Genomic DNA, 24353 nt, shown 5'->3' on the forward strand with positions numbered 1-24353 from the left:
CGGGTACCCGGTGAAACTCACGCTCCCGTCACGAAGTTTCGTACCGGAAGCATGAGATTCACCGGGTAAGCGGTGAATCTTGGGACGGAAGTGACGGTCGCCCACACCACCTCACTGGTCGAGGACGAGCTCCACGACGCGGCGCAGGTCCTCGGTGAGGTCCTGCTCGAACACCCGGGCGGAGGCGCCGGGCAGCTCGACGTCGTAGACGAAGCGGTCGGGCTGGGGGCGGCCGGTGCGGAGGCCGGTGAGGTCGATGCGCTCCACCAGGCCGCGCAGCTCGCCGGCGCGCTCGTCGTCGCCGTCCAGGTCGACCTCGGCCTCGCTGGTCAGGCCGGCGAAGCCGCCCCCGCGCCGGACTCGAACGCTGCGCGAGCGCTCGCTCGGAGCGGGCGGCGGCAGCCCGGGGCCGCCGGCGCTGTCCCCGGCCGCGGCCGCGGTGACGCCGACCTGCGCCCAGGCCGCCTCGACGTGCTCGGCGACGCCCAGCTCGCGCGCCGCGGCCACGGTCGCCGCGGCGAAGCCGGCGAAGTCCGTGCGGGCGCCGACCTGTCCGCCGGTGAGCGCGGCGTACCAGACCCGACCCGCGCCGTCCCAGCTCGTGCCCCCGATGCCGAGCGCGGCGAGGTGGAAGGCCCGGTTGGGGATGCCCGAGTTGAGGTGCACCCCGCCGTGGTCGTCGGTCGTCTCGACGTAGTCGTCGAGGTGCGCGGGCTGCGGGTCCCGGCCGAGCGCGGGGTCGTCGTACGCCGTGCCGGGGTTGGCCATGTCGCGCAGCCCACGTGCCTGGACACCGGGGAGGAACAGGCCCTCGCCGATCAGCCAGTCGGCCTCGAGCGGGGTCTGGGCCAGCAGCCGCTGCTTGAGGCAGGCGGCGAAGACGTCGCTGACGGACTCGTTGAGGGCGCCGGACTGGCCCTGGTACTCCAACCCCGCCGTGCGCTCGGTGACGGCGTGGCTGAGCTCGTGGGCGAGCACGTCGACCGGCTTGGTGAACCGGTCGAACACCTCGCCGTCGCCGTCGCCGAACACCAGCTGGGTCCCGTCCCAGAACGCGTTGGCGTAGTCGCGCCCGTAGTGGACCGTCAGCGACACCGTCGCGCCCTCCCCGTCGTAGGACGACCGGCCGTAGACCTCGTCGAAGAGCGCCAGCGAGCCGGCGATGCCGAGCGCCGCCTCGTCCACGGCGGCGTCGCCCGAGAGCGGGTCGCCGGCCGCCCGTACGACGGCGCCGGGCAGGTCGGTGCCGTTGCCCGCCGTGTGCACGACCCACGCGGGCTCGCCGACGGCCGTGGTCGACGTCCTCGCCGGCCCCGGCGCGGGGCGACCGGCGAGCAACAGCCGCGACGACCGCAGCCGGTCGTCCTCCGCCAGTGTCCCCTCCCAGCGCGCGGCGACGTCGGGCCGTGCCCAGGCCAGGTGCTGGAGCAGGTACGGCGGAAGGAAGCAGCGGGTCCGAGACATGGGGTCCACGCAACCTCACCGTCCGGGCTGCCACAACCCCCTCGGACGCGCCCGCGCCGGGGGCGTCCGCCGATGCGGGTGCCCGTGCGTGGGCCGACTAGACTCATCAAGGCCCTCGGGCCCCCTGAACCTCCACCGGAAGAGTCGTCGTACACCCATGTCTGCCATCAAGACCGCCAACCTGCGCAACGTCGCCATCGTCGCGCACGTCGACCACGGGAAGACCACGCTCGTCGACGCCATGCTGCGTCAGGCCGGCGCCTTCACCGAGCACGAGGCGGAGAGCGTCGCCGACCGGGTGATGGACTCCGGTGACCTGGAGCGCGAGAAGGGGATCACGATCCTCGCGAAGAACACCGCGATCCACTACAACGGCGCGTCGGCCCCCGAGGGCATGACGATCAACATCATCGACACCCCCGGCCACGCCGACTTCGGTGGCGAGGTCGAGCGCGGCCTGTCGATGGTCGACGGCATCGTGCTGCTCGTCGACGCTTCCGAGGGCCCGCTGCCCCAGACCCGCTTCGTGCTGCGCAAGGCGCTCAACGCCGACATGCCCGTCGTCCTGGTGGTCAACAAGGTCGACCGCCCCGACGCGCGCATCGAGGAGGTCGTGGACGAGACCTACGAGCTCTTCATGGACCTGCTCGACGAGTCGCACAGCCAGGACGCGCTGGACTTCCCGGTCGTCTACGCCAGCGGCAAGGTCGGCATCGCCGCGCTCGCGCAGCCGGCCAACGGCACCATGCCCGAGGGCAAGGACCTCGAGCCGCTGTTCAAGACGATCATCGACACGATCCCGGCGCCCAAGTACACCGAGGGCGCGCCGCTGCAGGCTCACGTCACCAACCTCGACGCCTCGCCGTTCCTCGGCCGCCTCGCGCTGGTCCGCATCCACGAGGGCCACCTCAAGAAGGGCCAGCAGGTCGCCTGGATGCGCCGCAACGGCGACGTCAAGACCGTCAAGATCACCGAGCTGCTCGTCACCGAGGGCCTGGAGCGCAAGCCCGGCACCGAGGCCGGCCCCGGCGACATCGTCGCCATCGCGGGCATCCCCGAGATCACCATCGGCGAGACGCTGGCCGACCCGGAGAACCCGGTCGCGCTGCCGCTCATCCACGTCGACGAGCCGGCCATCTCCATGACCATCGGCACCAACACCTCGCCGCTGGTGGGCCGGATCAAGGGCACCAAGGTCACCGCCCGCCTGGTCAAGGACCGCCTCGACCAGGAGCTCATCGGCAACGTGTCGCTGAAGATCCTCAACACCGAGCGTCCCGACGCCTGGGAGGTCCAGGGCCGTGGCGAGCTGGCGCTGGCGATCCTCGTCGAGCAGATGCGCCGCGAGGGCTACGAGCTGACCGTCGGCAAGCCGCAGGTGGTCACCAAGGACATCGACGGCAAGCGCCACGAGCCCGTCGAGCGCCTCACCATCGACGCCCCCGAGGAGTACCTCGGCACGATCACCGAGCTCCTCGCCTCCCGCAAGGGCCGCATGGAGTCGATGACCAACCACGGCACCGGCTGGGTCCGCATGGAGTTCCTGGTCCCGGCCCGCGGCCTGATCGGCTTCCGCACGGAGTTCCTCACCGACACCCGCGGCACCGGCATCGCCCACCACATCTTCGAGAAGTACGAGCCGTGGGCCGGCGAGATCCGCTCGCGCAACAACGGCTCGCTCGTGGCCGACCGCAAGGGTGCCGCCACGGCGTACGCCATGACCTCCCTGCAGGAGCGCGGCGTGATGTTCCTCGAGCCGACCACCGAGGTCTACGAGGGCATGATCGTCGGCGAGAACTCCCGCGCCGACGACATGGACGTCAACATCACCAAGGAGAAGCAGCAGACCAACATCCGGTCCGCGACCTCCGACAACTTCGAGAAGCTGATCCCGGCCAAGAAGCTCTCGCTCGAGCAGAGCCTGGAGTTCTGCCGCGAGGACGAGTGCGTCGAGGTGACGCCCGAGTCCGTCCGCATCCGCAAGGTGATCCTCGACGCCAACGAGCGCGGGAAGATCGCGAGCCGAGCGCGTAAAGGGAGCAAGTAACCCGCCTCGATCCCAGACAGTGAGCTGACCGCCGACGTCTGGCGGGTTGCTTGCTCCCTTTCTGTGAGGCGAGCGATTCGCGACGAAGGAGCGACGATCGCGAGCCGGGCGCGCAGGGGCAGCAAGTAGCCCGTCGTCCGGCTGCACGTCCGGGGTAGTCCCTGACGTTGGTGTCATCGAAGCGCTCTCCCGATGACACGAACGTCAGGGACTACCCCTGCGACGTGACACACGTCCCATGCAAGAACGGTTGCCGACGGCAACCAACTCGGTAGGCTGCAGCTTCCCGACCGCTGCCACCTCGAGGATCTCGTGACCACCGTCTCCACCCCTGCGTCCACCGCCGAGCCTGCCGTTCCCGTGGGACCGGGGCTGTCCGTCGCCGTCCTGTGCCTGGGCGGGCTGATCGCCGCGCTTACCCAGACGTTCGTCATCCCGCTCCAAGGCGAGCTGCCGGTCCTGCTGTCGACCTCGGCGGCCAACGCGTCCTGGGTCATCACCGCGACGCTGCTGGCCGGCGCCGTGGCCATGCCGATCGCCGGCAGCCTGGGCGACCTGTTCGGCAAGCAGCGGGTGCTCTTCGCCAGCGCGCTGATCCTGGTGGTCGGCTCGCTCGTGGCCGCCCTGTCCGACTCGCTGCTCCCGATGCTGGCCGGCCGCACCCTGCAGGGCATCTCCATGGGCTTCATCCCCGTGGCGATCAGCCTGATCCGCGACATCGTCCCGCCGGCGCGTACGGGCACCGCCATCGCCGCGGTCAGCGCCACCCTCGGGGTCGGCGGGGCCATCGGCCTGCCGCTGTCGGCGTGGATCGCCGACAGCTACGACTTCCACGCGCTCTTCTGGGTCTCGACCGTCCTCGCCGCGGTGGTCGCACTCGCGGTCGCACTCGTGATCCCGCACGTCCCCTCGGCTCGCGGGGGCCGGCTCGACCTGGTCGGTGCACTCGGCCTCGCCGTCGGCCTGGTGTCGGTCCTGGTGGCCGTCACCAAGGGCCGCGAGTGGGGCTGGGACACCGCGCGACCGTGGACGTTCATCGGCGTCGGCCTGGTCGTGCTCCTCGCCTGGGGTCGCTACGAGCTCTCCCACCCCGCTCCGCTGTGCGACCTCCGCGTCACCGCCCGGCGCCCCGTCCTGCTCACCAACCTGGCGGCCGTGGCGATCGGCTTCGGGATGATGGGCCAGGCGATCATCGTGCCGCAGCTGCTCCAGCTCCCCGAGCTCACCGGCTACGGCCTGGGCCAGTCCCTGCTCGCCGCCGGCCTGTGGATGGCGCCCGGCGGACTGGTCATGATGGCCTTCGCGCCCGTCTCCAGCACCCTCATGACCCGCTACGGCGCCCGCGTGACGCTCGCCGTGGGCGCTGCCGTGCTCGGCAGCGGCTACCTCGTCGCCGTCGCCTTCCACGGCGCCCCCTGGCAGCTGCTCGTCGTCTCGTGCGTGACGTCGGCGGGCGTCGGCATCGGGTACGCCGCGATGCCCGCGCTCATCATGGCCTCCGTGCCCGCGACCGAGTCGGGCGCCGCCGTCGGCGTCAACTCGCTCATGCGCTCCGTGGGCACCACGACCGCCAGCGCCGTTATGGCCAGCGTCCTGGCCGCGTCGCTCACCGACTTCCACGGCTTCCCGGTGCCCTCCGAGGGCGCCATGGAGCTCGGCTTCCTGATCGGGGCGGGTGCCGCCTTCCTCGGCGTCGTGCTGACGCTGCTGATCCCCCGCCGCAGCACCGCCGCCGTCGCGTAGACGTCACCAGCCGCACCAGCGGCCCCACTGCCCGCCGATAACTCACGCTTCCCGTACGAAGCTTCGTGCGGGAAGCGTGAGTTTCACCGGGTACCCGGTGAATCTCCCGCGCCCGGACGCGCCTCCGCGCGCTCCGCTGCACTGAACACACTCACCCCTGCGATGGAAGCGCTCCCACCTCACAGCCAGACGAATTACGCCGAGTCCAGGCAGAAGGTTGCGGTGGCGATGTGACGCATGTCATCTTGAACGCGCCAAGACCGTGGAAGCGCTCTCACACCGAGTGCGCCCCATCCCCCGGGCCATCCGGCCCGCAGCCCAGCACTACGGCAGGAGCGTTCCCCCGTGCAGATCTCACCCTTCGGGCCCCGTCAGGAGCCCCGTCCGCCTCACACCTCGAGCCCGACCAGCACCACGCGCCGCCGGCGCCTCGCGCTGGCGTCGGTCGGCGCCCTGGTCCTCAGCCTGGGACTCGCCGCGTGCGGCGGGGACGACGAGGCCAAGGACGGCAAGACCACCCTCACGGTGGCGACCTTCAACGAGTTCGGCTACGAGGGCCTGCTCGACGAGTACATGAAGGAGAACCCCGACATCAAGGTCGTCCAGAAGAAGCTGGGCACCTGGGAGGAGCACCGCGACAACCTCTACACCAAGCTCGCGGCCGGCTCCGGTCTCTCCGACATCGAGGCGATCGAGGGCGACGGCATGCCCGCCATCCTCGAGGAGAAGGGCGCCTTCATCGACCTCAGCGACGACGCCGTCGACGGCCGCTGGCTGGACTGGAAGGTCAAGGCCGGCACCAACGCCGACGGCGAGCTCATCGGCTACGGCACCGACATCGGCCCGGAGGGCATCTGCTACCGCTCCGACCTGTTCAAGAAGGCCGGTCTGCCGACCGACCGCGAGGAGGTGGCCGCGCTCTTCGCCGACTGGGACACCTACTTCCAGACGGGCAAGGACTTCGTGAAGAAGATGCCCGACACCGCCTGGTACGACTCCTCCAAGGGCACCAGCCAGGCGATGATCAACCAGCTGGCCTACCCCTTCGAGGACGAGGACAACAAGGTCGTCGCCACCTCCAACCCCGAGGTCCGCGAGGTCTTCGACACGGTCACCTCGATGCAGTCGGCCGGCCTGGCGACCAACCTCGACCAGTGGTCGCCCGACTGGGTGGCGGCGTTCCAGAACGACGGCTTCGCCACGATGGCCTGCCCCGGCTGGATGCTCGGCATCATCGAGGGCAACGCGGCCGGCGTGAAGGGCTGGGACATCGCCGACGCCTTCCCCGGCGGCGGCGGCAACTGGGGCGGCTCCTACCTCACCGTGCCCGCCATGGGTGAGCACCAGGAGGAGGCCAAGAAGCTCGCCGAGTGGCTCACCGCCCCCGAGCAGCAGGTGAAGGCCTTCGACGCGAAGTTCACCTTCCCCAGCCAGGTCGAGGCCCAGGAGGACCCGGTCCTGCTGAAGGCGACCCAGCCGTTCTTCAACGACGCCCCGGTCGGCCAGATCCTGTCCAACCGCGCCCTGGCCGTGGAGCTGCAGCCCTACAAGGGACCCAAGTACGCCGACATCATCACCGCGTTCCAGGCCGCGATCCTCCGGGTCGACCAGGGCCAGGAGTCGCCGGACGAGGCATGGGACTCCTTCACCGCCGACGTCGAGCGGATCGGCTGAGCCCGAGTCGATGACCTCGCAACCCACCACCGCGCCCGCCGGGGAGGTCTCCTCCTCGACCTCCCCGGCCGGGCCGGCCCAGGCGGTGGAGCCGCTGCCCAGGGACACGCCACCCCGGCTGACCCTGCGGCAGCGGCTCTCCCGCTGGGACGTGCGCTTCTCCCCCTATCTCTACGTGTCGCCGTTCTTCCTGCTGTTCCTCGTCGTGGGCATGTTCCCCCTCGCCTACACCGCCTACGTGTCGGTGCACGAGTGGGGCCTCATCGGCGGCAAGGGCGAGTACGTCGGCCTCGACAACTACCGCGCGATCTTCGCGGACCGCTACTTCTGGCGGGCGATGCGCAACACCGTCAGCATCTTCCTGCTGTCCTCCATCCCGCAGGTCATCGTGGCGCTCGCGGTCGCGGGGCTCCTCGACACCCAGCTGCGGGCCAAGACGTTCTGGCGGATGAGCGTGCTCATCCCCTTCGTGGTCGCGCCCGCCGCGGCCACCCTGATCTTCGGCAACCTGTTCGGCGACCGCTACGGCCTCATCAACGGCGCACTCGGCCTCGTCGGCATCGACCCGATCGCCTGGCACGTCGACACCCTGCCCAGCCACATCGCCATCGCCTCGATGGTCAACTGGCGCTGGACCGGCTACAACGCGCTGATCCTGCTCGCCGCCATGCAGGCGGTGCCCCGCGACCTCTACGAGTCCGCGGCGCTGGACGGGGCCGGCAAGGTGCGCCAGTTCCTCTCGGTCACGATCCCGATGATCCGTCCGACGATGATCTTCGTGGTCATCACCTCGACCATCGGCGGGCTGCAGATCTTCACCGAGGCCCGCCTCTTCGACAACGTCGGTCTCGGCGGGTCCGACCGCCAGTGGCAGACCGTGACCCTCTACCTCTGGGAGCTCGGCTGGCGTCTGCGCGACCTCGGCATGGCCTCGGCCGTGGCGTGGCTGCTGTTCCTCTTCATCGTGATCTTCGCGCTGGTCAACCTCGCGGTGTCCGCACGCCTCGGGGCAGGAGGCCGCAAGTGAACCGCCGTCCGGGTTTCCTCGTCTACGGCCTGCTGGCGGCGTTCGTCCTCGCCTCGGCCCTGCCGCTCTACTGGTCGCTCATCGTGGGCTCGCACACCAAGGAGGTGGTCACCCGCGAGGTGCCGCCGCTGCTGCCCGGAGGCCACTTCTTCAGCAACGCCCAGCGGGTCTTCGAGACCGTCGACTTCTGGAAGGCCCTGGGCAACAGCATGATCGTGTCCACGGTCTGCGCCACGTCGGTGGTGTTCTTCTGCACGCTCGCCGGCTACGCGTTCGCCAAGCTGAAGTTCCGCGGCAGCAAGGCCCTGATGGTCTTCGTCGTCGGCACGCTCGCGGTGCCCACGCAGCTGGGCGTCATCCCGCTGTTCATCCAGATGGCCAAGCTCGGCTGGACCGGCCACATCTGGGCGATCATGGTGCCCACGCTGGTGACGGCGTTCGGCGTCTTCTTCATGCGCCAGTACCTCGTCGACGCCATCCCGGACGAGCTCATCGAGGCCGCGCGCGTCGACGGCTGCTCGATGTTCGGGACGTTCTGGAACGTCGCCGTGCCGGCCGCCCGACCGGCGGCCGCGATCCTCTGGCTGTTCACGTTCATGACCGTCTGGACCGACTTCTTCTGGCCCATGATCGTGCTCCCCGCCACCAACCCCACCGTTCAGATCGCACTCGCCCAGCTCCAGAGCAGCTACTACGTCGACTACAGCCTGGTGCTCTGCGCCGCGGTCCTGTCGACGATCCCGCTGCTGGCGCTGTTCGTCCTCACCGGCCGCCAGCTGGTCGCCGGCATCATGCAAGGAGCAGTCAAGGGATGACCCACCAACTCGACACCCGCGCCGAGGCCCTCCCGGGCCAGGAGCTGCGGTTCCCGCCCGACTTCCTCTGGGGCGCGGCCACCGCGTCGTACCAGATCGAGGGCGCCACCGGCGAGGACGGCCGCACGGCCTCCATCTGGGACACGTTCGCGAGCGTGCCCGGCGCCGTCATCAGCGGAGACACCGGCGACCCGGCGTGCGACCACTACCACCGCATGCCGCAGGACGTGGAGCTCATGAAGCGCCTCCACCTCGGCAGCTACCGCTTCTCGGCGGCGTGGCCGCGGGTGCGCCCCGACGGCGGCGCGGTCAACCCGGCCGGCGTGGACTTCTACTCCCGCCTCGTCGACGAGCTCCTCGGCCAGGGCATCAAGCCCTGGATGACGCTCTACCACTGGGACCTGCCTCAGAAGCTCGAGGACGCCGGCGGCTGGACCAACCGCGACACCGCCTACCGCTTCGCCGAGTACGCGCTCTCCCTCTACGACGCCCTCGGTGACCGGGTGCCCGTGTGGACGACGCTCAACGAGCCGTGGTGCTCGGCGTTCCTCGGCTACACCGGCGGCCAGCACGCGCCGGGCCGGCAGGAGGGGGTGGCCGGCCTGGTCGCCGCGCACCACCTGATGCTCGGTCACGGCCTGGTCGTCGACGAGCTGCGGCGGCGCGGCACCACCGCGCAGCTCGGCATCACGCTCAACCTCACCGTCGCCGACGCCCACGACCCGACCGACGACCTGGACCGCGACGCCGCACGCCGCATCGACGCCCTGCACAACCGGGTGTTCCTGGACCCGATCCTCACCGGCCGCTACCCGGTGGACCTGCTGGGCGACACCGCCCACCTCACGTGGGACGCACGCCCCTGGGGCACGGTGGTCCGCGAGGGCGACCTCGCCCTGATCAGCACCCCGCTGGACGTGCTGGGCGTCAACTACTACAAGGGCGACGCGGTCTCGGGGCGCCCGCAGGAGCACACGACCGGGGTCGACGGCGCCCACGCGGAGCGGGCGACCAGCACGCCGTTCGTCGGCTGCGAGGACGTCACCTTCCCCAGCCGCGGGCTGCCGCAGACCGCCATGGGGTGGGAGGTCCAGCCGGAGGGCCTGACCCGGCTGCTCAAGCGCCTGGACGCCGACTACGACGTACCTCAGCTCTACGTCACCGAGAACGGCGCCGCCTACGCCGACGAGGTGGGCGCCGACGGGCGCGTCGACGACCCGGAGCGCGTGGCGTACGTGATCGCGCATCTCGCCGCCGTGCATGCGGCCATCGCCGACGGGGTCGACGTGCGTGGGTTCTTCCAGTGGTCGCTGCTCGACAACTACGAGTGGGCCTACGGCTACGACAAGCGCTTCGGCATCGTGCACGTCGACTACGACACGCAGGTCCGCACGCCGAAGACGAGCGCGCTGGTCTACGCCGAGGTGGCACGTACCGGACGCCTGCAGGCACCGGAGAGCTGAGTCGATACCGTGGCGCGCGTGGAGGGGACCCGCAGTCTGGCAGGGCCGGGCGGTTCACCGACCCTGGACGAGGTCGCACGCCTCGCCGGGGTCTCGCGCGCCACGGCCTCGCGCGCCATCAACGGCGGCAACCGGGTCAGCTCGCAGGCGCAGACCGCGGTGGACGACGCCGTCCGGGCGCTGGGCTACACGCCCAACCCGGCGGCGCGCAGCCTCGTCACGCGGCGTACCGACTCCGTGGGGCTGGTCGTGCCCGAGCCCGACGAGCGGGTCTTCTCGGACCCGTTCTTCGCGCGGACCCTGCGCGGCGTCACCCGGGTGCTCGCCGAGCGCGACCTCCAGCTGGTGCTGCTGCTGACGCGGCCGGGTGAGGAGGAGGCGCGGATGCTGCGCTACCTGCGCAACCGCCACATCGACGGCGCGCTGGTGGTCTCCCACCACCGCAGCGACAGCCTCGCCGACCACCTCGCCGCACTCGACCTGCCGTGCGCGTTCGTGGGGCGGCCGTGGACGAGCGCCGACAAGGTCGCCTACGTCGACACCGACAACCTCGCCGGTGGGAGGCAGGGCGCGAGCGCCCTGATCGAGCGCGGCTGCCGGCGCATCGCCACGATCGCCGGACCGGACGACATGAGCGCGGGCGTCGACCGGCTCGAGGGCTGGCGCTCGGCGATGCGCGAGGCCGGCCTCGCGACCGACGCCGTCGTGCACGGCGACTTCACCGAGCGCGGCGGCGAGATCGCCGCCACCACGCTGCTGGAGCGCCACCCCGACGTCGACGGCATCGTCGCGGCGTCCGACCTGATGGCCGCCGGCGCCCTGCGGGTGCTGACGGCCTCGGGACGCTCGGTGCCCGGCGACGTCGCGCTCGTCGGCTACGACGACCTGGGCGTCGCGGAGCGCACGGTCCCCCAGCTCACCACCATCCGCAACCCGATCTCCGAGATGGCCGAGCAGGCCACCCGGCTGCTCCTGCAGCAGATCGACGGCGACAGCAGCGTCCGCGCCATGCGGGTCATCTACCCGCCCACGCTGGTCCGGCGCGACAGCGCCTGAGGCGCGCGCGGCGGGCAGTTTCCCCAAGGTATGCAGGGGAAGCTGCACTTCCCACGGTGTGCAACCCGAGGGAAGTGCCGCTTCAGGTGCATACCTTGGGGAAACTGTCGGCGGTCGCGCCGCCCGGCTAGCCCCCGGCGACGAGCTCCTCGCGCCGTGCGGCGAGCGCCTGCTCATCGGTCTCGGCCGCGCCGATCCTGCGGTCGAGGTCGCGGCGGACCTTGGCGACCCGCTCCTGCGCGGACGTCGTACGGCGGCGGGCATCGGCGATCCGGTCCTTCACGGCCCAGTCGCTGAAGATGTTGTCGAACCAGACGTCGAAGGTGCGGGTCATCCCGTCGACCTCGACGCCGTCGACCTGGCCGACGCCGACGTCGACGAGCTCGGCGGAGAGGTGCCGCAGCGCCGTGTCGGCGTCGCGCAGCCGCTGCTGCGCCTGGTCCATGCGGTCGTACTTCATCGCGTCGGTGAGCATGCCGCCGCCGAAGAAGGTGTCGTACGTCGCCCAGTCGCCGGCGCGCGAGAGCAGGTCCGCGGCTGCGGCCAGCCGGGAGGCTGCTCGCTCGGCGGCCGCGGATGCCTCCCGCAGCTCGGTCAGCTGGGAGCGCACGAACCCCAGTCGGTCGGCGAGCCCGGCCAGCTCGGTGCCGGCCTCGGTGTCCGCGTCGCGCAGCACCCGCTCCTTCGCCGCGACCGCCTGATCGCGGCGGGTGCGGACGTCTCCGAGGGCCTGGCGCGCCGCGCGGACGGTCACCAGCTCCGCCTCGGCCTGGGCCAGGCGCGCGTGGGCCTGCGCGGCGGCGTACTCCGCCTGCTGCTGCTCGGCCTGCTCGGTGGCGAGCTCGGTGTCGCGGGCGCCGCGCAGGGTCGCCCAGATGCGGGTGGGGCTGTAGCTCTCGAGCGCGCGGACGTCGGCCGCCTCGGTCTGCGCGGAAACCCGCGCCGCCTCGGCCGCCCGGGCCGCCGCCGCGACGTCCTCGCGGCAGCGCTCCTCGCGGGCGCTCAGACGGGCGTGCTCGGCGACCGCGGTCGTGGCGGCGGCGAGCTCCTCGGTGGCCTGGGCGAGGTCGGTGGTCACCTCGCCGAGTGTTCCAGACCTCGGCGCTCCCCCGCCGCGACAGCGCCTGCTCCCGACGGAGTTTCACCGGGTACCCGGTGAAACTCACGCTTCCGGTACGAAACTTCGTGCCGGGAGCGTGAGTTTCGTACCGGGAGTGGCCGCGAGAAACTGCAACGTGTTCTAGTCGACGGCGGTAGGTTCGTCCCATGCTCCTCGACCTGCAGCTCGACGGCCGTCCCGACACCGCCGCGGCGCGCGCGCAGGAGCTGGTGGGGGCCGGGGTCGCGGGGCTGTTCACGTTCGAGGGGCCGCACGACGTCTTCTTCCCGCTCGTGAGCGCGGCCGGGGTGGTCGAGACGGACCTGATGACCAACGTCGCCATCGCGATGCCTCGCAGCCCCATGCACCTGGCCCATGCCGCCTACGACCTGCAGCTGCTCTCGCGGGGACGGTTCCGGCTGGGGCTGGGCTCGCAGATCAAGCCGCACATCGAGAAGCGCTACGGCGCCACGTGGAGCCCGCCGGCCGCGCGGATGCGCGAGATCGTGCTGGCGGTCAAGGCGATCCTCGGCTCCTGGCAGGACGGCACCCGGCTCGACTTCCGCGGGGAGCACACCCAGCACACGCTGATGCCCCCGACGTTCGTCCCCGGACCGCACCCCTACGGGATCCCGCCGGTCCTGCTGGGCGCCCTCGGCCCGGTGATGACGCGCACGGCGGCCGAGGTGGCCGACGGGCTGCTGGTGATGCCGTTCCACAGCCACCGCCACTTCCGGGAGCGCACGCTGCCCGCGGTCGAGGAGGGGCTCGCCCGCTCCGGACGAGACCGCTCGTCGTTCTCGGTGTTCCCCCAGGCGATCTGCGCCATGGGCCGTACGCCGGAGGAGCAGGAGGCCGCGGCGGTCGGCGTGCGTGGGCTGCTGGCCTTCTACGGCTCGACGCCGGCCTACCGCCCGGTCCTCGAGGTCGAGGGCTGGGGCGAGGTGCAGCCCGAGCTCAACGCCCTGTCCAAGGTCGGCGACGTCGCGGCGATGATGGCGCTGGTCGGCGACACGATGCTCGAGACCCTCGCGGTCCGGGGCACGCCCGAGGAGTGCGCCGCCGAGCTCACCCGCCGCTTCGGCGACCAGGCCGAGCGCGTCTGCGCCTACTTCCCCGGCTACGAGCCCCCGCTGGACCAGGTCTCCGCGCTCGCCTCCGCACTCCGCTGACGCGGGAGGGCGGTCGTGACGACGACGCCGGCGACCACCAGGGCGAACCCCACCAGCTCGACGGGCGGCGGCAGACGGGCGTCGTGGATGTAGGAGTAGGTGTAGCCGGCCACGGTCTCGACGGTGATGAGCAGGCCGGCGAGCGTCGTGCTGAGCGCCGCCGAGGCGGCGTTCCACAGCGCCGTGCCGAGCCAGGACACCGCGAGCCCGAGCACCAGGGACACGGCGAGCAGCGCCCCCGCGCCCGTGACGGTCGCGTCGCGGGACCCGGTCGTCGGTCCCACCAGCAGGGCGACCGGCACCAGGAGGAGGGCGAGCGGGCCGGTGAGGGCTCCGATGGCGCTCGACCACTCCGAGCCGCCCACCTCGGGGTTGCGTCGGAGGAACACCGCGTTGGCGAGCCCGTAGCTGGTCCAGGTCGCCACGGCCAGGACCGCCGCGCCCAACCCGATCATGGTGGCACCCGTCGAGGAGCCGTCGGCGGCGGCCAGCTGGGGGACGTTCACGAACCCCAGACCGACTGCCACGAGGAGCATCGGGCCGGCGAGATGCCGCCACGCGTAGGTTCCCTCGCGCAGGTTCGCGGCGATCGCCATGACCACGGGGATGCTGCCGACGACGGTGGCCGCCACGGGCGCGCCCGCGCCCTGGATCGCGATGACCAGCAGCAGGTAGTAGCCGACGTTGCCGGTCACGGCATAGGCCAGTGCCGGTCGCCAGTGGCGGCGCAGCAGGGCGGTGGACGCAGGCCCACGCCGTACGGTCACCGCGACGACGGCCAGGGAGAGCAGCCCGTAGACGAGGTAGCGGCCCACGGTCACCGAGACCGCCGACCACCCGGGCGCCAGGTCCGGCAGGACGAAGGCCAGACCCCACAGGAGGCCGGCAGCCGTACCGGCGAGCACTCCGCGGCCCATGCTGTCTCCCCCCGAGCGGTTCGTGTGGGACAATATATGTATGAGCATTGCACATAGTTCGCGAGCGGCCAACCTCCTGGGCGCCGTCGCCACCGGCCTGGTGGACCGCTTCCGCGAGGCAGGCGACTGGTCCGACAGTGCGCGGGCCGCGCTCGTCCAGCTCGCCGACCATCCCGGGCTCACGGTGGAGGGGCTCCGGCGCCGCATGGGCCTCACGCACTCCGCGACCGTGCGGATGGTGACGCAGCTGGAGGCTCAGGGGCAGGTACGGCGCGGCGCCTCCGCTCACGACCGGCGCGCGGTCGCCCTGCGGCTCACTCCGGCCGGCATGGCGACCGCGGACGGCCTGCTCGCCCAGCGAGGAGCCGTCCTCGCCGACGCCCTGTCAGTGCTGAGCCCCACGGAGCGGCGTCTCCTCGAGGGCCTGCTGGACCGGGTGCTCGACCAGCTCCCGGACTCCGCGGACCGGGCCACCACCATCTGCCGCCTCTGCGACCTGCGCGCCTGCCCCCAGTCCCGCTGCCCCGTGGAGCGCAGCTACCTGCGCCACCTGGACCCCTGACGCCCGCCCCGCCGGGACAGTCCCTCCCCTGAGACGCACAACGGGCCCGGCGGAGGGGGGAGCCGCCAGGCCCGTTGTTGTCATGCGGTCATGCGGTCATGCGGTCAGCGGCGCGCCTTGACCTTCGCGGTCGCGGTGCTCACCTTGGTGACGGTGGTGTAGCCGGCCTGGCGGCCGGTGACCTGCACCGAGATCCGCTTGCCCTTCAGCTTGCCCGTGACGGTCAGGCTGCGACCGGTCGCGCCGGCGATGACCTTGCCGTTGGCGAGCCACCGGTAGCCGAACGACGTACCGGGCGTCCAGGCGCCGGGCAGGGCCGTGAGGCGCTTGCCGACCTTGGGCGATCCGGACACGCGCGGGCTCGAGGAGCGCAGCGTCCCGGCCACGACCGGCGAGGTCGCGGGAGCCGTCACGGAGGCGTCCTCGTAGAGCTCGTGGCTGCCCACGATCTCGACGGTGATGGCCTTGCCGAGCTGGGCGGCGCCCAGGACGACCGAGGCGCCGGTGCCGCCGAAGGCGACCCCGTCGGCCTTCCAGTGGTACGTCGGCGTCGTGCCGGGCGTCCACTCGCCGGTCACCGTGGCGGTCAGCGTGTTGCCGACCTTCGGGGTGCCGCTGATGGCGGCGGCCGCCGGGGCGGAGACCACGCGGTGCACGTTGACCTGGTCGACGACCGAGCCGATGCTGCCGCGGGGGTTCTTGGCGGCCTTCCAGGAGCCGTCGACCAGCGACAGGGCGTTGGACGCCGTGCCGCACCACTCGCCGTCGACGGTGTTGCGCTGCACGGCCGGGTTGGGCGTGCTGCCGTCGCACTCACCGCTGCGGATGTTGGCGATCGTCAGCTTCTTGTCGGTGACGGCGACCCGGACGTAGGTCGGGACGTGCTCCTGGTTCTCCACCGAGTTGGCGAAGTGGCGCACGTGACCGTCGGCGTCGGGACCACCGAGCGGGTCGGGGCCGTAGTCGCCGCGGTTCTTGGTGATGTCGGGCTCGCTCAGGTCGTAGTACTTCGAGCCGGAGGCGGAGTTGGCGGTGACGTAGAGGACGCCGCCCGGGCCGGCGGTCACGTCGGGCGCGCCCGGCTGCTCGCCGTCGTTCGCCTTCTTGCCGCGCTTGAGGAGGTAGCTGCGCGAGTAGGAGTGATCGTGGCCCTGCAGGACCACGTCGACGCCGAGGCGGGAGAACGCCTTCGGGAAGTCGATGCGGCGCTTGGCGTTGTCACCGTCGTCGGCGTGCGAGGCCGGCGAGTAGATCGAGTGGTGGTAGACGAGGACGGTCCACTTGGCCTCGGCACCGTGCTCCTCGATGACGTCGGTGACGTAGTTGATGTGCGCGGCGTTGCCGGTCCCGGTCGCGCCGCTGCTCACCGAGTAGCTGTTCGAGTTGATGTCGACGAACAGCACGTCCTTGTACATGTACCAGTAGTTGCCGCCCGAGGTGTTGGACGCCGGGTCGCCGTTGGAGTAGTACTCGCTGGAGTTGTCGGCGTTCGGCACGTGGAAGTGCTGCTCGTAGTTCTTCTTGCCGACGTCGTGGTTGCCGATGGTCGCGGCCCACGGGGTGGAGCGCAGCTGGTCGGGGCCGAGGAAGGCGTCCCACTCGGTCTCGCGGTCGGCGGTGTTGACCTGGTCGCCGCCGGAGACGTACAGCTCGGCCTCGGGGTCGAGGTCGGAGGCCACGTCCATCGTGTGCTCCCAGCCCGCGCCGTCGAGGGCGGTGTCGCCGGAGGAGCCGATCTGCGGGTCACCGAAGAAGAGGAAGTCGAAGTCGCCCTTCGCGGCACCCGTCTTGAAGGTGTACGTCGCCGACCAGTGGCCTTCGCTGCCGACCCGGTAGCTGTACTGGGTGCTCGGCGCGAGGTCGTCGAGCACCGTGTAGCCGTGGGCGAGCTCGACGGTGGGGCTGGCGTAGCCGGCCGCGGCACCGCTGGTGTTGAGGTCGACGTCGCCGGGGATGGTCACCGCCGAGGTGGGGAAGGTGCCGCCGGTGCCGAGCGCGCTGGTCGGAGCCAGCTGCACGCCCTGGGCGCCGTCGGTGCTGCCCGACCACGAGACGACGCGCTCGGTCTGGTCGGCGCCCACGGTGAGGACGATGTCGGTGATGTCGGCGGCCGGGGAGTCGGCCTGCGCGGACGGCAGGTTGAGGCCGCCGTAGACGGCGGCGCTCAGGGTCACGGCCGCGACTGCGGCTGCGGCCCGGCGACGGCCGCGAGGGGCGGCCGACGGGTGGAGGAGCTTCATCGAAGTGCTTCTTTCTCGACGAGGGAGGCGTGGAACCTGCGGTCAGGGCCGCAGCCCGGCCAACCTGTCGTCGTGGGGTGTCTCGTTCGTGAACGGAGGGCGTCTCCGGCCCGGCCGGGCGCGGAAGACGCCGCGCTCCGACCGCCGTACGCCGCTAGCCCAGGACGCGCTGGACGAACCAGACCAGGCCCATCACGGCGACCCCCGCCGAGACCAGACCCGTCACCCACAGGGCTGCGACCGGAGAGCGCCGGCGCAGCAGCACCAGCAGGGGGAAGGCCACCGCGATCAGGACGAGCTGCACGGTCTCGATGCCGACGTTGAACACCAGCAGGGACCACAGCAGCGTCCACGACCACGCCGCGTCGATGCCCAGCGCGCCGGCGAAGCCGAGGCCGTGGACGAGGCCGAAGCAGAACACGACGCCCAGCCGGCCCCACCCCGCGCGGTCCAGGCTGAAGTGGCCCCCGGAGGAGGACTCGATGTCCAGCGCGGCGCCGCGGCGGCGCCAGAGCGCTACCAGGTGCCAGGCCGCGACCACGGCGATCGACAGCGCGATCACCGGCTCGACGAGGTCGGCCGGGACGTCGACGAGCCCGAGCGCGGCGAGGACGAAGGTCACGGAGTGGGCCAGGGTGAAGCTCGTCGCGGCCAGGACCACCTCGCGCAGCCGCCGGGAGCCGGCGATCAGCGCGACCAGGAACAGCACGTGGTCGAGGCCGCCGTAGAGGTGCTCGGCCCCGAGCCGGAAGAACTCCCAGAACCGCTCGGCGCTGGACTGGTGCGTGGAGAACGACGGGTTCTCGGTGTCCAGGGCGGCGCTGCCCTCGCGCAGGTCGAGGTCGTAGGTGACGACGGTCTTGGTGTCCTTGACGTAGCCCTCGTCGTCCGGGAACAGCTCGCTGGTGACCTCGTGCGCGTCGGCGGCCGGGCAGTCGTAGTCGAGGACGAGGTGGGCGTAGGGCACGTCGCGCAGCTCGATCTCGTAGTCGCCGTGCACCGACGGCGTGCAGGCCGCCCCGTCGGCCGTGACCGCGAACCGGTCGGTGACGTAGGCGACCACCGCGTCGGAGTGCTCGCGCAGCACCGTCGCCTGGGCCGGCAGGTCGCCGTCCTCCCACGCCGCGGTGCCCTCCTGGAAGAGCAGGTCGTCCTCCTGGTCCTCGGCGGCGGAGACCACCAGGAGGTCGTACTCCAGACCCAGGTCGACGCGGACCACCCCGGTCTCGGGCGACGTCACGTCGGCGAAGACCGTCGAGGAGAAGCCGTGCGCCTGCGCGCTCCCCCACGGCAGCAGGACGGTGAGCGTCGCGAGCACGAGCACGAGCAGGGCGCCGGCGGCGGACCGGCGGAGGGCAGGGGGCACCAAGGACTCCTTGAGAGGGGGTGAGCGCGCGTCACCCTGGCGGGGTCATGCCAACGATCGGGGCGCACTCGGCGAACGACTGGCGAACAGGCGGTACGTCGGGCCTCTGCGCGTGTGTGGGGGCATGGCGCTCCTGCACACTGGCGACGGCCCCGCTCCGACGCGGTGCCCCGCCGATCCCAGGAGAACCGTGCTTCCGCGCCCCACGACGACCGTCGCCGTCGCCCTCGCCGCCCCCCTGCTGGCGGTGCTGCTGACCGGCTGCGGCGCCGACCCCGACCGGGGCGCGGCCGCGCCCGCAGCGTCGTCCCCCACCGGCGCCCCGACCTCGGCGGCGACGACCGCCGGGCCGGGCTTCGCCCCCGCGACGCCACCGCCCCCGGCCGGGACCTTCACCCCGAGCCCCGGCTCCTGGGACGGGGTCGCGCCGGAGCCGGGCTACCGCGTCGTCCTCCTCACGACCGAGGAGGACGCCGGGACGCGCGCGCTGTCCGGGGCAGTGCGGGCCTGGGCCGAGGAGGTGCGCGCCGACCTGACCGTCATCGAGGCCGACGAGCCCCACGACTACGTCGCCCGCATCCAGGAGTCCGCCGACGAGGCGGCCGACCTCGTCGTGACGACCGGCGAGGGACTCGTCGACCCGCTCGCCCTGGTCACGGCCAGCAACCTGGACCGCCAGTTCCTGGTCGTGGGCGCCGAGCTGGCCGAGCCCACGCTCAACGTCACCGCGGCGGACTGGACCGGCGCGTCCTACCGCGGGGAGGGCCTGGGCCGGCCCTCGACCCACGACCCCGCGACGTTCACCCCGGAGCGCGCCGCGCGCGCCGTCCGCGCCGGCGTGACCGCCGTACTGACCGGCCACTCCGGCACCGTCGTCTGGCTCGACTAGCGCGGGGATACCCGGTCGACCGGGGATCCCTGCAGCACCCACCCGACCCCGTGCGGGCCAGCGGCGGGTACGGTCGGCCCGTGACTGCTCAGCCCGCCTACGACCAGGTCGCCGCACTCCCGGCGTACTCCGAGCAGGCCATCCCGGCCGCGTTCGAGGACTTCAACGGCCACCTCAACGTGCGCCACTACCTCGGGATCGCCAGCGAGGGGCTCGACGAGTCCCTGGTGGAGGTCGGCATCCCGCAGAACTGGCCGCTGGCCGCCGGCCAGGCCGTGTTCTCCGCGGAGCACCACCTGACCTACTTCTCCGAGCTGCGCACCGGCGACCGGATCTCGGTGCGCGTGCGGCTGGTCGGCCGGTCGCGCCGCGCCGCGCACGTCGTGGTCTACCTGCTCGACGACTCGCACTCACGCGTCAGCTACGTGATGGAGGAGGTGCTGCTCCACATGGACATGGAGACCCGCAAGACCTCCGACTGGCCCGAGGACGTCGCCGACCGCATCGACGAGCGCCTCGCCGAGGAGAAGCAGCTGCCCTGGGTGCCGGCGCTCTCCGGCTCGATGCGGCTGCGCTAGAGCGCACCTCGACCGCGCCGCTCGCTCAGCGCGTACGCCGCCAGCGCGCCACCGGCTGCCCCGAACAGGTGACCCTGCCAGGAGATGCCCTCCTGCCCCGGCATCACCCCGAGCAGCACGCCGCCGTAGAGCACGAACAGCACGACGCCCAGCGCGATCTCGCGCAGCCGACCGGTGAAGAAGCCGCGGACCAGCAGGTAGACCAGCCAGCCGAAGATCAGCACCGAGGCGCCCAGGTGGGTGGTGCCGTCAGGCGCGACCAGCCACACGCCGACGCCGCCCACGACCCAGATCACGCCGGTGACCGCCAGCCCGCGGGCGAAGCCGGACACGAGCACCAGGAACAGCAGCACCAGCGCGGGGACGGTGTTTGCGGCCAGGTGGCCCCACCCGGCGTGCAGCACGGGGGCGAACACGATGCCGAGCAGGCCCTCGCCCTCGCGCGGCTGCACGCCGTACTGGTCGAGGCGGTGGCCCACCGCCGCGTCGACGATCTCGAGGGCCCACAGCAGCACCACGAAGGCGCCCGCGCCCAGCGCCGCCTGCGACCAGGCGGAGCGGGCCGCAGGGCTGTCGAGGCGGGAGGTGCTCACCGGAGCAGCTCCGCGACGCGCTCGACCTGGGTGACGTCGGAGCCGGTGGGGATCAGGTGCACCTCGTCGGCGCCGGTGTCCTCGAAGCGCCGCAGGGTCTCGCGGAGCTCCTCGAGCGTGCCGGCGAAGCCCGTGGTGGGTGCCATGGCGTCGACCAGGGAGACGGGCAGCCAGTTCATGTAGTGGCGCAGGTGGCGGTGCACCTGCGCGCGGGCCGACCCGTCGTCGTCGTCCAGGGCGAACCAGAACGACGTGGTGAGCCGCGGGGCGGGGCGTCCGGCCTCCGACCACGCGGCCCGCGCCCGGTCGAAGAGGCCCGCGACCGCGGCGGTGTCGAGGTCGAGCGTCACCCCGGCGAGGCCGTCGGCCCAGGCCGCGGAGTGGCGGATCGTGCGCGGCCCCATCGTGCCGACGAGCAGCTCCGGCCCGCCGGGTTGCGCCGGCGGCGGACCGACCGGGCGGGTGGCACCGGTGACGTCCTCCCCGGACCACACGCGTCTCATCACCGCGACCCGCTCGGCCATGCCGCGCATGGTCTGGGTGGCGGGGTCGGCGCCCGCGGCGCGGTAGTCCTCCTCGCGACCACCGACGCCGAGGCCGACGGTCAGCCGGCCCTCGCAGAGACGGTCGCCGGTAGCGAGGGCCTTGGCGAGCCAGACCGGGTCGTGGAGCTGGGGGACGATCACCGTGGTGACCACCCGCACCCGTGAGGTCCAGGCCGCGACGGCGCCGAGCAGGGTGAGCGTCTCGGGGTTGTCGAAGGCCATGCGCTCGCCGAAGCACAGCGAGGCGAACGGCCCCTCGTCGATCGCCCGCGCCCATTCCTCCAGCGTCCGGGCGCCCTGCTCCCACAGGTCGGGCTCCATCACCGGCAGCGTCATCCCCACGTGCATGGCGACACTGTGGCAGAGAGTCGGTGAGCGGTGGGCTCAGACGGGCTCGGGCACGCGCCGGAGCTCGGGCACCAGGGCCACGAGCCCGAGCAGCGGCAGGGCCGCGAGCATCGCCATCGACGCGGGGATCCCGGCGACCTCGCCGAGGCCACCGACCACGGCGGAGCCGACCGAGCCGCCCACGAGGAACAGCAGGGTGGCGACCCCGAGCGCGACGCCGCGGACATCAAGGGCCACCGACTCCCCCACGGCCGCCATCAGGGCGGGCTGGCCCAGCCCGAAGGCCACGGTCACGAGGGCGACCGCCACGACCAGGACGACCGGTGAGACCAGCCAGGTGCCGAGCGCGGCGAGGAGGAGAGCGACGGTCGAGACGATGCCGGCCAGCCCCAGCGCGGCGGCGGGACCGATCCGCGCCAGCAGGGTGCCGGCCGTGCGCGGCATCACCATGGCGAGCAGCGCGCTCGGCACGAGCAGCAGGCCGACCTGCCACGCCTCCCAGCCCTCGTGAACGAGCACGGCCGGTACGGCGACCAGGTGCGCGAACCACGCGGCCGGGATCGCCGCAGCGGCCAGCGAGCTGCGGACGACGGTGGCGTCGCGCACCACCGAGAGCGGCAGGAAGCCGAACGGCCGCTGGCGCACCCGCCACGTCACGGCCGGGACGCCGAGCACGAGCAAGACACCGCCCACCAGGGCGATGAGGAGGCCGGCGGCCGGCGACTGCACGAGCAGCACCAGCCCGGCCGCAGTCGCCGCGACCAGCACGGCCCCGAGGACGTCGAGGCTCGCGCCGGAGCCTTCCGGGCTGAGCGCGCGCCACAGGAAGGGGATGACGGCCACGCCCAGGATCGGCAGCGCCATCACCAGCCGCCACCCGAACGCGTGCTCCAGCAGGCCGCCGGCCAGCGGGCCCAGGCAGCTGATCGCGGCGGCCATGCCGGCCAGGCGGCCCAGCGCGACGCCGCGCACCTCACCGTCGTACCGCTTGCTCAGGACGGCCACGCCAAGCGTCGGGACGGCGGCGGCGCCGGCGCCCTGGAAGACCCGGCCCACGAGCAGCACCTCGAACGACGGCGCGAACGCCGCCACGAGCGCCCCAGCGGTCATCAGCCCGATGCCGACCAGCAGCGGGATCCGCACGCCGACCAGGTCGGAGACGCGGCCGTAGACGGCGGTCGTCACCGCCAGCATCAGCACGTAGAGGGTGATCGTCCAGGTGGCGTCACCGACGCCGACGCCCAGGTCCTCGCCCAGCAGCGGCAGCGCGATCGCCGCGGAGGAGGAACCCATGCCGGCCAGCCCGAACAGGATCCCGAGCAGCACGGACACGCGTCGTGAGTCGTTCGGGGTCATGTGACGGCACAACACCACCCCGCCACCCCCCATTCCCACGCCGGTGGTTGAGGTGCGAGCGAAGCGAGCCTCGAAACCACCTACCGCCCGAACGCCGGCCGCTCCTTCGCGAGGAACGCCCGGACGCCCTCGGCGAAGTCCGGACCGGTGTAGACCTCGCGCAGCACGTCGGCGTCGCCCTCCGGGCTCGCCTCGAGCCGCCGGGAGCGGTCGAGCAGCTGGTGCTTGGTGGCGCGCACGGTGACCGGCGAGAGGGCCAGGAGCCCCTCGACCAGCGTCTCGAGCTCGGCGTCCAGCGCCTCGACGTCGGCGACGACCGACATCACCGCGCCGACGGCGTAGGCGCGGTCGGCGTCGACCAGCCGCGCCGCGAGCAGCATCTCGCGGGTCAACGACTCCCCGAAGACCGCGGCGCAGCGGTAGACGATCGAGCCGGCCAGCGCGTTGCCGAGGGTGCGGGCGATCGGGTAGCCGAAGCGGCTCCCGGCGGTCGCGAGGCGCAGGTCGCAGTGGGTCGCCACGGCCAGCCCGCCGCCCACGCACACCCCTGACACCGCCGCCACGGTCACCTGCGGCAGCGCGTGCAGCGACTCGAGCAGCTCCCGGATCCAGTCCTCGTAGGCGACCGCGTCGGCCTCGAGGAAGTCGGAGATCTCGTTGCCGGCCGCGAACGCCCGCCCACCGGCCCCCCGCAGCACCAGCACCCGCACGGAGCTGTCGTCCCGCAGCTCGGCGCACAGCTCGCGCATCCCGGCGTACATCTCCCGGGTGAACGCGTTGTGCCGCTGCGGGCGGGCGAACGTCACCTCCACGACCCCGTCGGTACGCCGCACCTGCAGCTCGTCACTCACGTCCCGGAGCCTAGGCCAGCGCACCACCCCGGTGGTTGAGGTGCGACGAGCGCCAGCGAGGAGCCTCGAAACCACCGCACACGCGCAGGTGGTTTCGAGGCTCGCTGCGCTCGCACCTCAACCACCGAGGGCGCTGTCCACAGGTGGAGTTCGAGCACCTCGACGCCACACGCGTCCAGGCGCAACCTCTTGTCATGCCCTACACCTACATCGTGCGCTGCAGCGACGACAGCTACTACGTCGGCAGCACCTGGGACCTCGATGCCCGCCTCTGGCAGCACAACAACGAGGGCGGCGCGGCCTACACACGGCACCGTCGCCCGGTCGTCCTCGTGTGGAACGCCGAGTTCGACTCGATCGCCGACGCCTTCGCCGACGAGAAACAGATCCAAGGATGGAGTCGGTCCAAACGCGAAGCGCTCATTCGCGGCGACTTCGGTGCTCTGCCGGAGCTCGCCAGCCGCCCGTCAGCCAGGAGAGCCGACGGTGGTTGAGGTGCGACGAGCGCCAGCGAGGAGCCTCGAAACCACCCCCCACGCTCAGCTGGG

Annotated in this window: 21 protein-coding genes; 12 read left to right on the forward strand and 9 right to left on the reverse strand. The window is 72.2% G+C overall.

Annotated elements, in window-relative coordinates:
- Positions 1-111: 111 nt before the first annotated feature.
- Positions 112-1464 (reverse strand): protealysin inhibitor emfourin, encoded by a 1353-nt coding sequence (locus tag E4622_RS08915; RefSeq protein ID WP_134739858.1) that lies wholly within the window; start codon positions 1462-1464, stop codon positions 112-114.
- A 157-nt stretch (positions 1465-1621) separates the two neighbouring features.
- Between E4622_RS08915 and typA the strand changes: the two genes are divergently transcribed.
- The 7 genes from typA (at position 1622) to E4622_RS08950 (ending at position 11289) form a co-directional block, all read left to right on the forward strand.
- Positions 1622-3511: a translational GTPase TypA gene (typA, locus tag E4622_RS08920; protein ID WP_134739859.1), complete on the forward strand. Its 1890-nt coding sequence runs from the start codon at positions 1622-1624 to the stop codon at positions 3509-3511.
- Between the two features lie 312 nt (positions 3512-3823).
- Positions 3824-5254 carry an MFS transporter gene (locus E4622_RS08925; RefSeq protein WP_134739860.1) on the forward strand — a complete coding sequence of 477 codons (1431 nt, stop codon included), beginning with the start codon at positions 3824-3826 and terminating at the stop codon, positions 5252-5254.
- Between the two features lie 345 nt (positions 5255-5599).
- Positions 5600-6928, forward strand: a complete 1329-nt coding sequence (locus E4622_RS08930; protein WP_245155960.1) for an ABC transporter substrate-binding protein — start codon at positions 5600-5602, stop codon at positions 6926-6928.
- A 10-nt stretch (positions 6929-6938) separates the two neighbouring features.
- Complete coding sequence (locus E4622_RS08935) at positions 6939-7955, forward strand: sugar ABC transporter permease (RefSeq protein WP_134739861.1); 1017 nt, start codon at positions 6939-6941, stop codon at positions 7953-7955.
- A complete protein-coding gene (locus E4622_RS08940; protein ID WP_245155961.1) occupies positions 7952-8770 on the forward strand; it encodes a carbohydrate ABC transporter permease in 819 nt (272 codons plus the stop codon). Before E4622_RS08935 ends, E4622_RS08940 begins: the two co-directional genes overlap by 4 nt.
- The gene (locus tag E4622_RS08945) at positions 8767-10233 is read left to right on the forward strand and encodes a GH1 family beta-glucosidase (RefSeq protein ID WP_134739863.1); all 1467 of its coding nucleotides are present in this window, start codon (positions 8767-8769) and stop codon (positions 10231-10233) included. Before E4622_RS08940 ends, E4622_RS08945 begins: the two co-directional genes overlap by 4 nt.
- An 18-nt stretch (positions 10234-10251) precedes the next feature.
- Complete coding sequence (locus E4622_RS08950; RefSeq protein ID WP_245155962.1) at positions 10252-11289, forward strand: LacI family DNA-binding transcriptional regulator; 1038 nt, start codon at positions 10252-10254, stop codon at positions 11287-11289.
- A 127-nt stretch (positions 11290-11416) separates the two neighbouring features.
- Here E4622_RS08950 and E4622_RS22720 read toward each other — a convergent pair whose 3' ends face one another.
- Positions 11417-12367, reverse strand: coding sequence for a hypothetical protein (locus E4622_RS22720; protein ID WP_167736024.1), 951 nt, complete (start codon positions 12365-12367; stop codon positions 11417-11419).
- Positions 12368-12555: 188 nt separating this feature from the next.
- Here E4622_RS22720 and E4622_RS08960 point away from each other — a divergent pair, with 188 nt between their 5' ends.
- Positions 12556-13560 carry a TIGR03617 family F420-dependent LLM class oxidoreductase gene (locus E4622_RS08960; protein WP_134739864.1) on the forward strand — a complete coding sequence of 335 codons (1005 nt, stop codon included), beginning with the start codon at positions 12556-12558 and terminating at the stop codon, positions 13558-13560.
- Here the strand turns inward: E4622_RS08960 and E4622_RS08965 are convergent.
- Positions 13509-14477 (reverse strand): DMT family transporter, encoded by a 969-nt coding sequence (locus E4622_RS08965; protein ID WP_167736025.1) that lies wholly within the window; start codon positions 14475-14477, stop codon positions 13509-13511. The two genes, E4622_RS08960 and E4622_RS08965, sit on opposite strands and share 52 nt — an antisense overlap.
- Here E4622_RS08965 and E4622_RS08970 point away from each other — a divergent pair.
- The gene (locus E4622_RS08970) at positions 14476-15039 is read left to right on the forward strand and encodes a MarR family transcriptional regulator (protein WP_134739866.1); all 564 of its coding nucleotides are present in this window, start codon (positions 14476-14478) and stop codon (positions 15037-15039) included. The two genes, E4622_RS08965 and E4622_RS08970, sit on opposite strands and share 2 nt — an antisense overlap.
- Before the next feature lie 104 nt (positions 15040-15143).
- Here E4622_RS08970 and E4622_RS08975 read toward each other — a convergent pair whose 3' ends face one another.
- Positions 15144-17279: a fibronectin type III domain-containing protein gene (locus E4622_RS08975; protein WP_209021850.1), complete on the reverse strand. Its 2136-nt coding sequence runs from the start codon at positions 17277-17279 to the stop codon at positions 15144-15146.
- A gap of 154 nt (positions 17280-17433) precedes the next feature.
- Positions 17434-18645 carry a HupE/UreJ family protein gene (locus tag E4622_RS08980; protein ID WP_134739867.1) on the reverse strand — a complete coding sequence of 404 codons (1212 nt, stop codon included), beginning with the start codon at positions 18643-18645 and terminating at the stop codon, positions 17434-17436.
- 190 nt (positions 18646-18835) lie between these two features.
- On the opposite strand from E4622_RS08980, the gene E4622_RS08985 reads away from it, so the two are divergent.
- Both E4622_RS08985 and E4622_RS08990 read left to right on the forward strand, forming a co-directional pair.
- Positions 18836-19534 (forward strand): hypothetical protein, encoded by a 699-nt coding sequence (locus tag E4622_RS08985; protein ID WP_134739868.1) that lies wholly within the window; start codon positions 18836-18838, stop codon positions 19532-19534.
- 80 nt (positions 19535-19614) lie between these two features.
- On the forward strand, positions 19615-20112 hold the full coding sequence (locus E4622_RS08990) for a thioesterase family protein (RefSeq protein WP_167736026.1): 498 nt from the start codon (positions 19615-19617) through the stop codon (positions 20110-20112).
- Here the strand turns inward: E4622_RS08990 and E4622_RS08995 are convergent.
- From E4622_RS08995 to E4622_RS09010, 4 genes are all read right to left on the reverse strand, one after another.
- Positions 20109-20705: a rhomboid family intramembrane serine protease gene (locus E4622_RS08995; protein ID WP_134739869.1), complete on the reverse strand. Its 597-nt coding sequence runs from the start codon at positions 20703-20705 to the stop codon at positions 20109-20111. The genes E4622_RS08990 and E4622_RS08995 overlap by 4 nt on opposite strands.
- On the reverse strand, positions 20702-21598 hold the full coding sequence (locus tag E4622_RS09000) for an LLM class flavin-dependent oxidoreductase (RefSeq protein ID WP_209021852.1): 897 nt from the start codon (positions 21596-21598) through the stop codon (positions 20702-20704). Before E4622_RS09000 ends, E4622_RS08995 begins: the two co-directional genes overlap by 4 nt.
- 36 nt (positions 21599-21634) lie before the next feature.
- Complete coding sequence (locus E4622_RS09005) at positions 21635-22954, reverse strand: MFS transporter (RefSeq protein ID WP_167736027.1); 1320 nt, start codon at positions 22952-22954, stop codon at positions 21635-21637.
- An 80-nt stretch (positions 22955-23034) separates the two neighbouring features.
- Positions 23035-23805: an enoyl-CoA hydratase-related protein gene (locus E4622_RS09010; protein WP_134739871.1), complete on the reverse strand. Its 771-nt coding sequence runs from the start codon at positions 23803-23805 to the stop codon at positions 23035-23037.
- 194 nt (positions 23806-23999) lie between these two features.
- Between E4622_RS09010 and E4622_RS09015 the strand changes: the two genes are divergently transcribed.
- The gene (locus E4622_RS09015; RefSeq protein ID WP_134739872.1) at positions 24000-24299 is read left to right on the forward strand and encodes a GIY-YIG nuclease family protein; all 300 of its coding nucleotides are present in this window, start codon (positions 24000-24002) and stop codon (positions 24297-24299) included.
- Positions 24300-24353: the final 54 nt, after the last annotated feature.

Source organism: Nocardioides sp. 503, from assembly GCF_004522095.1.
Taxonomy (GTDB): domain Bacteria; phylum Actinomycetota; class Actinomycetes; order Propionibacteriales; family Nocardioidaceae; genus Nocardioides.

Excerpts from the sequence above, each read along its gene's own strand:
- E4622_RS08960 (WP_134739864.1), top strand. The coding sequence starts at position 12,556 with ATGCTCCTCGACCTGCAGCTCGACGGCCGTCCCGACACCGCCGCGGCG.
- E4622_RS08935 (WP_134739861.1), top strand. The coding sequence starts at position 6,939 with ATGACCTCGCAACCCACCACCGCGCCCGCCGGGGAGGTCTCCTCCTCG.
- E4622_RS08915 (WP_134739858.1), bottom strand. The coding sequence starts at position 1,464 with ATGTCTCGGACCCGCTGCTTCCTTCCGCCGTACCTGCTCCAGCACCTG.
- E4622_RS09005 (WP_167736027.1), bottom strand. The coding sequence starts at position 22,954 with ATGACCCCGAACGACTCACGACGCGTGTCCGTGCTGCTCGGGATCCTG.
- E4622_RS08970 (WP_134739866.1), top strand. The coding sequence starts at position 14,476 with ATGCTGTCTCCCCCCGAGCGGTTCGTGTGGGACAATATATGTATGAGC.
- E4622_RS08945 (WP_134739863.1), top strand. The coding sequence starts at position 8,767 with ATGACCCACCAACTCGACACCCGCGCCGAGGCCCTCCCGGGCCAGGAG.
- E4622_RS08965 (WP_167736025.1), bottom strand. The coding sequence starts at position 14,477 with ATGGGCCGCGGAGTGCTCGCCGGTACGGCTGCCGGCCTCCTGTGGGGT.
- typA (WP_134739859.1), top strand. The coding sequence starts at position 1,622 with ATGTCTGCCATCAAGACCGCCAACCTGCGCAACGTCGCCATCGTCGCG.
- E4622_RS09000 (WP_209021852.1), bottom strand. The coding sequence starts at position 21,598 with ATGCACGTGGGGATGACGCTGCCGGTGATGGAGCCCGACCTGTGGGAG.
- E4622_RS09015 (WP_134739872.1), top strand. The coding sequence starts at position 24,000 with ATGCCCTACACCTACATCGTGCGCTGCAGCGACGACAGCTACTACGTC.
- E4622_RS08975 (WP_209021850.1), bottom strand. The coding sequence starts at position 17,279 with ATGAAGCTCCTCCACCCGTCGGCCGCCCCTCGCGGCCGTCGCCGGGCC.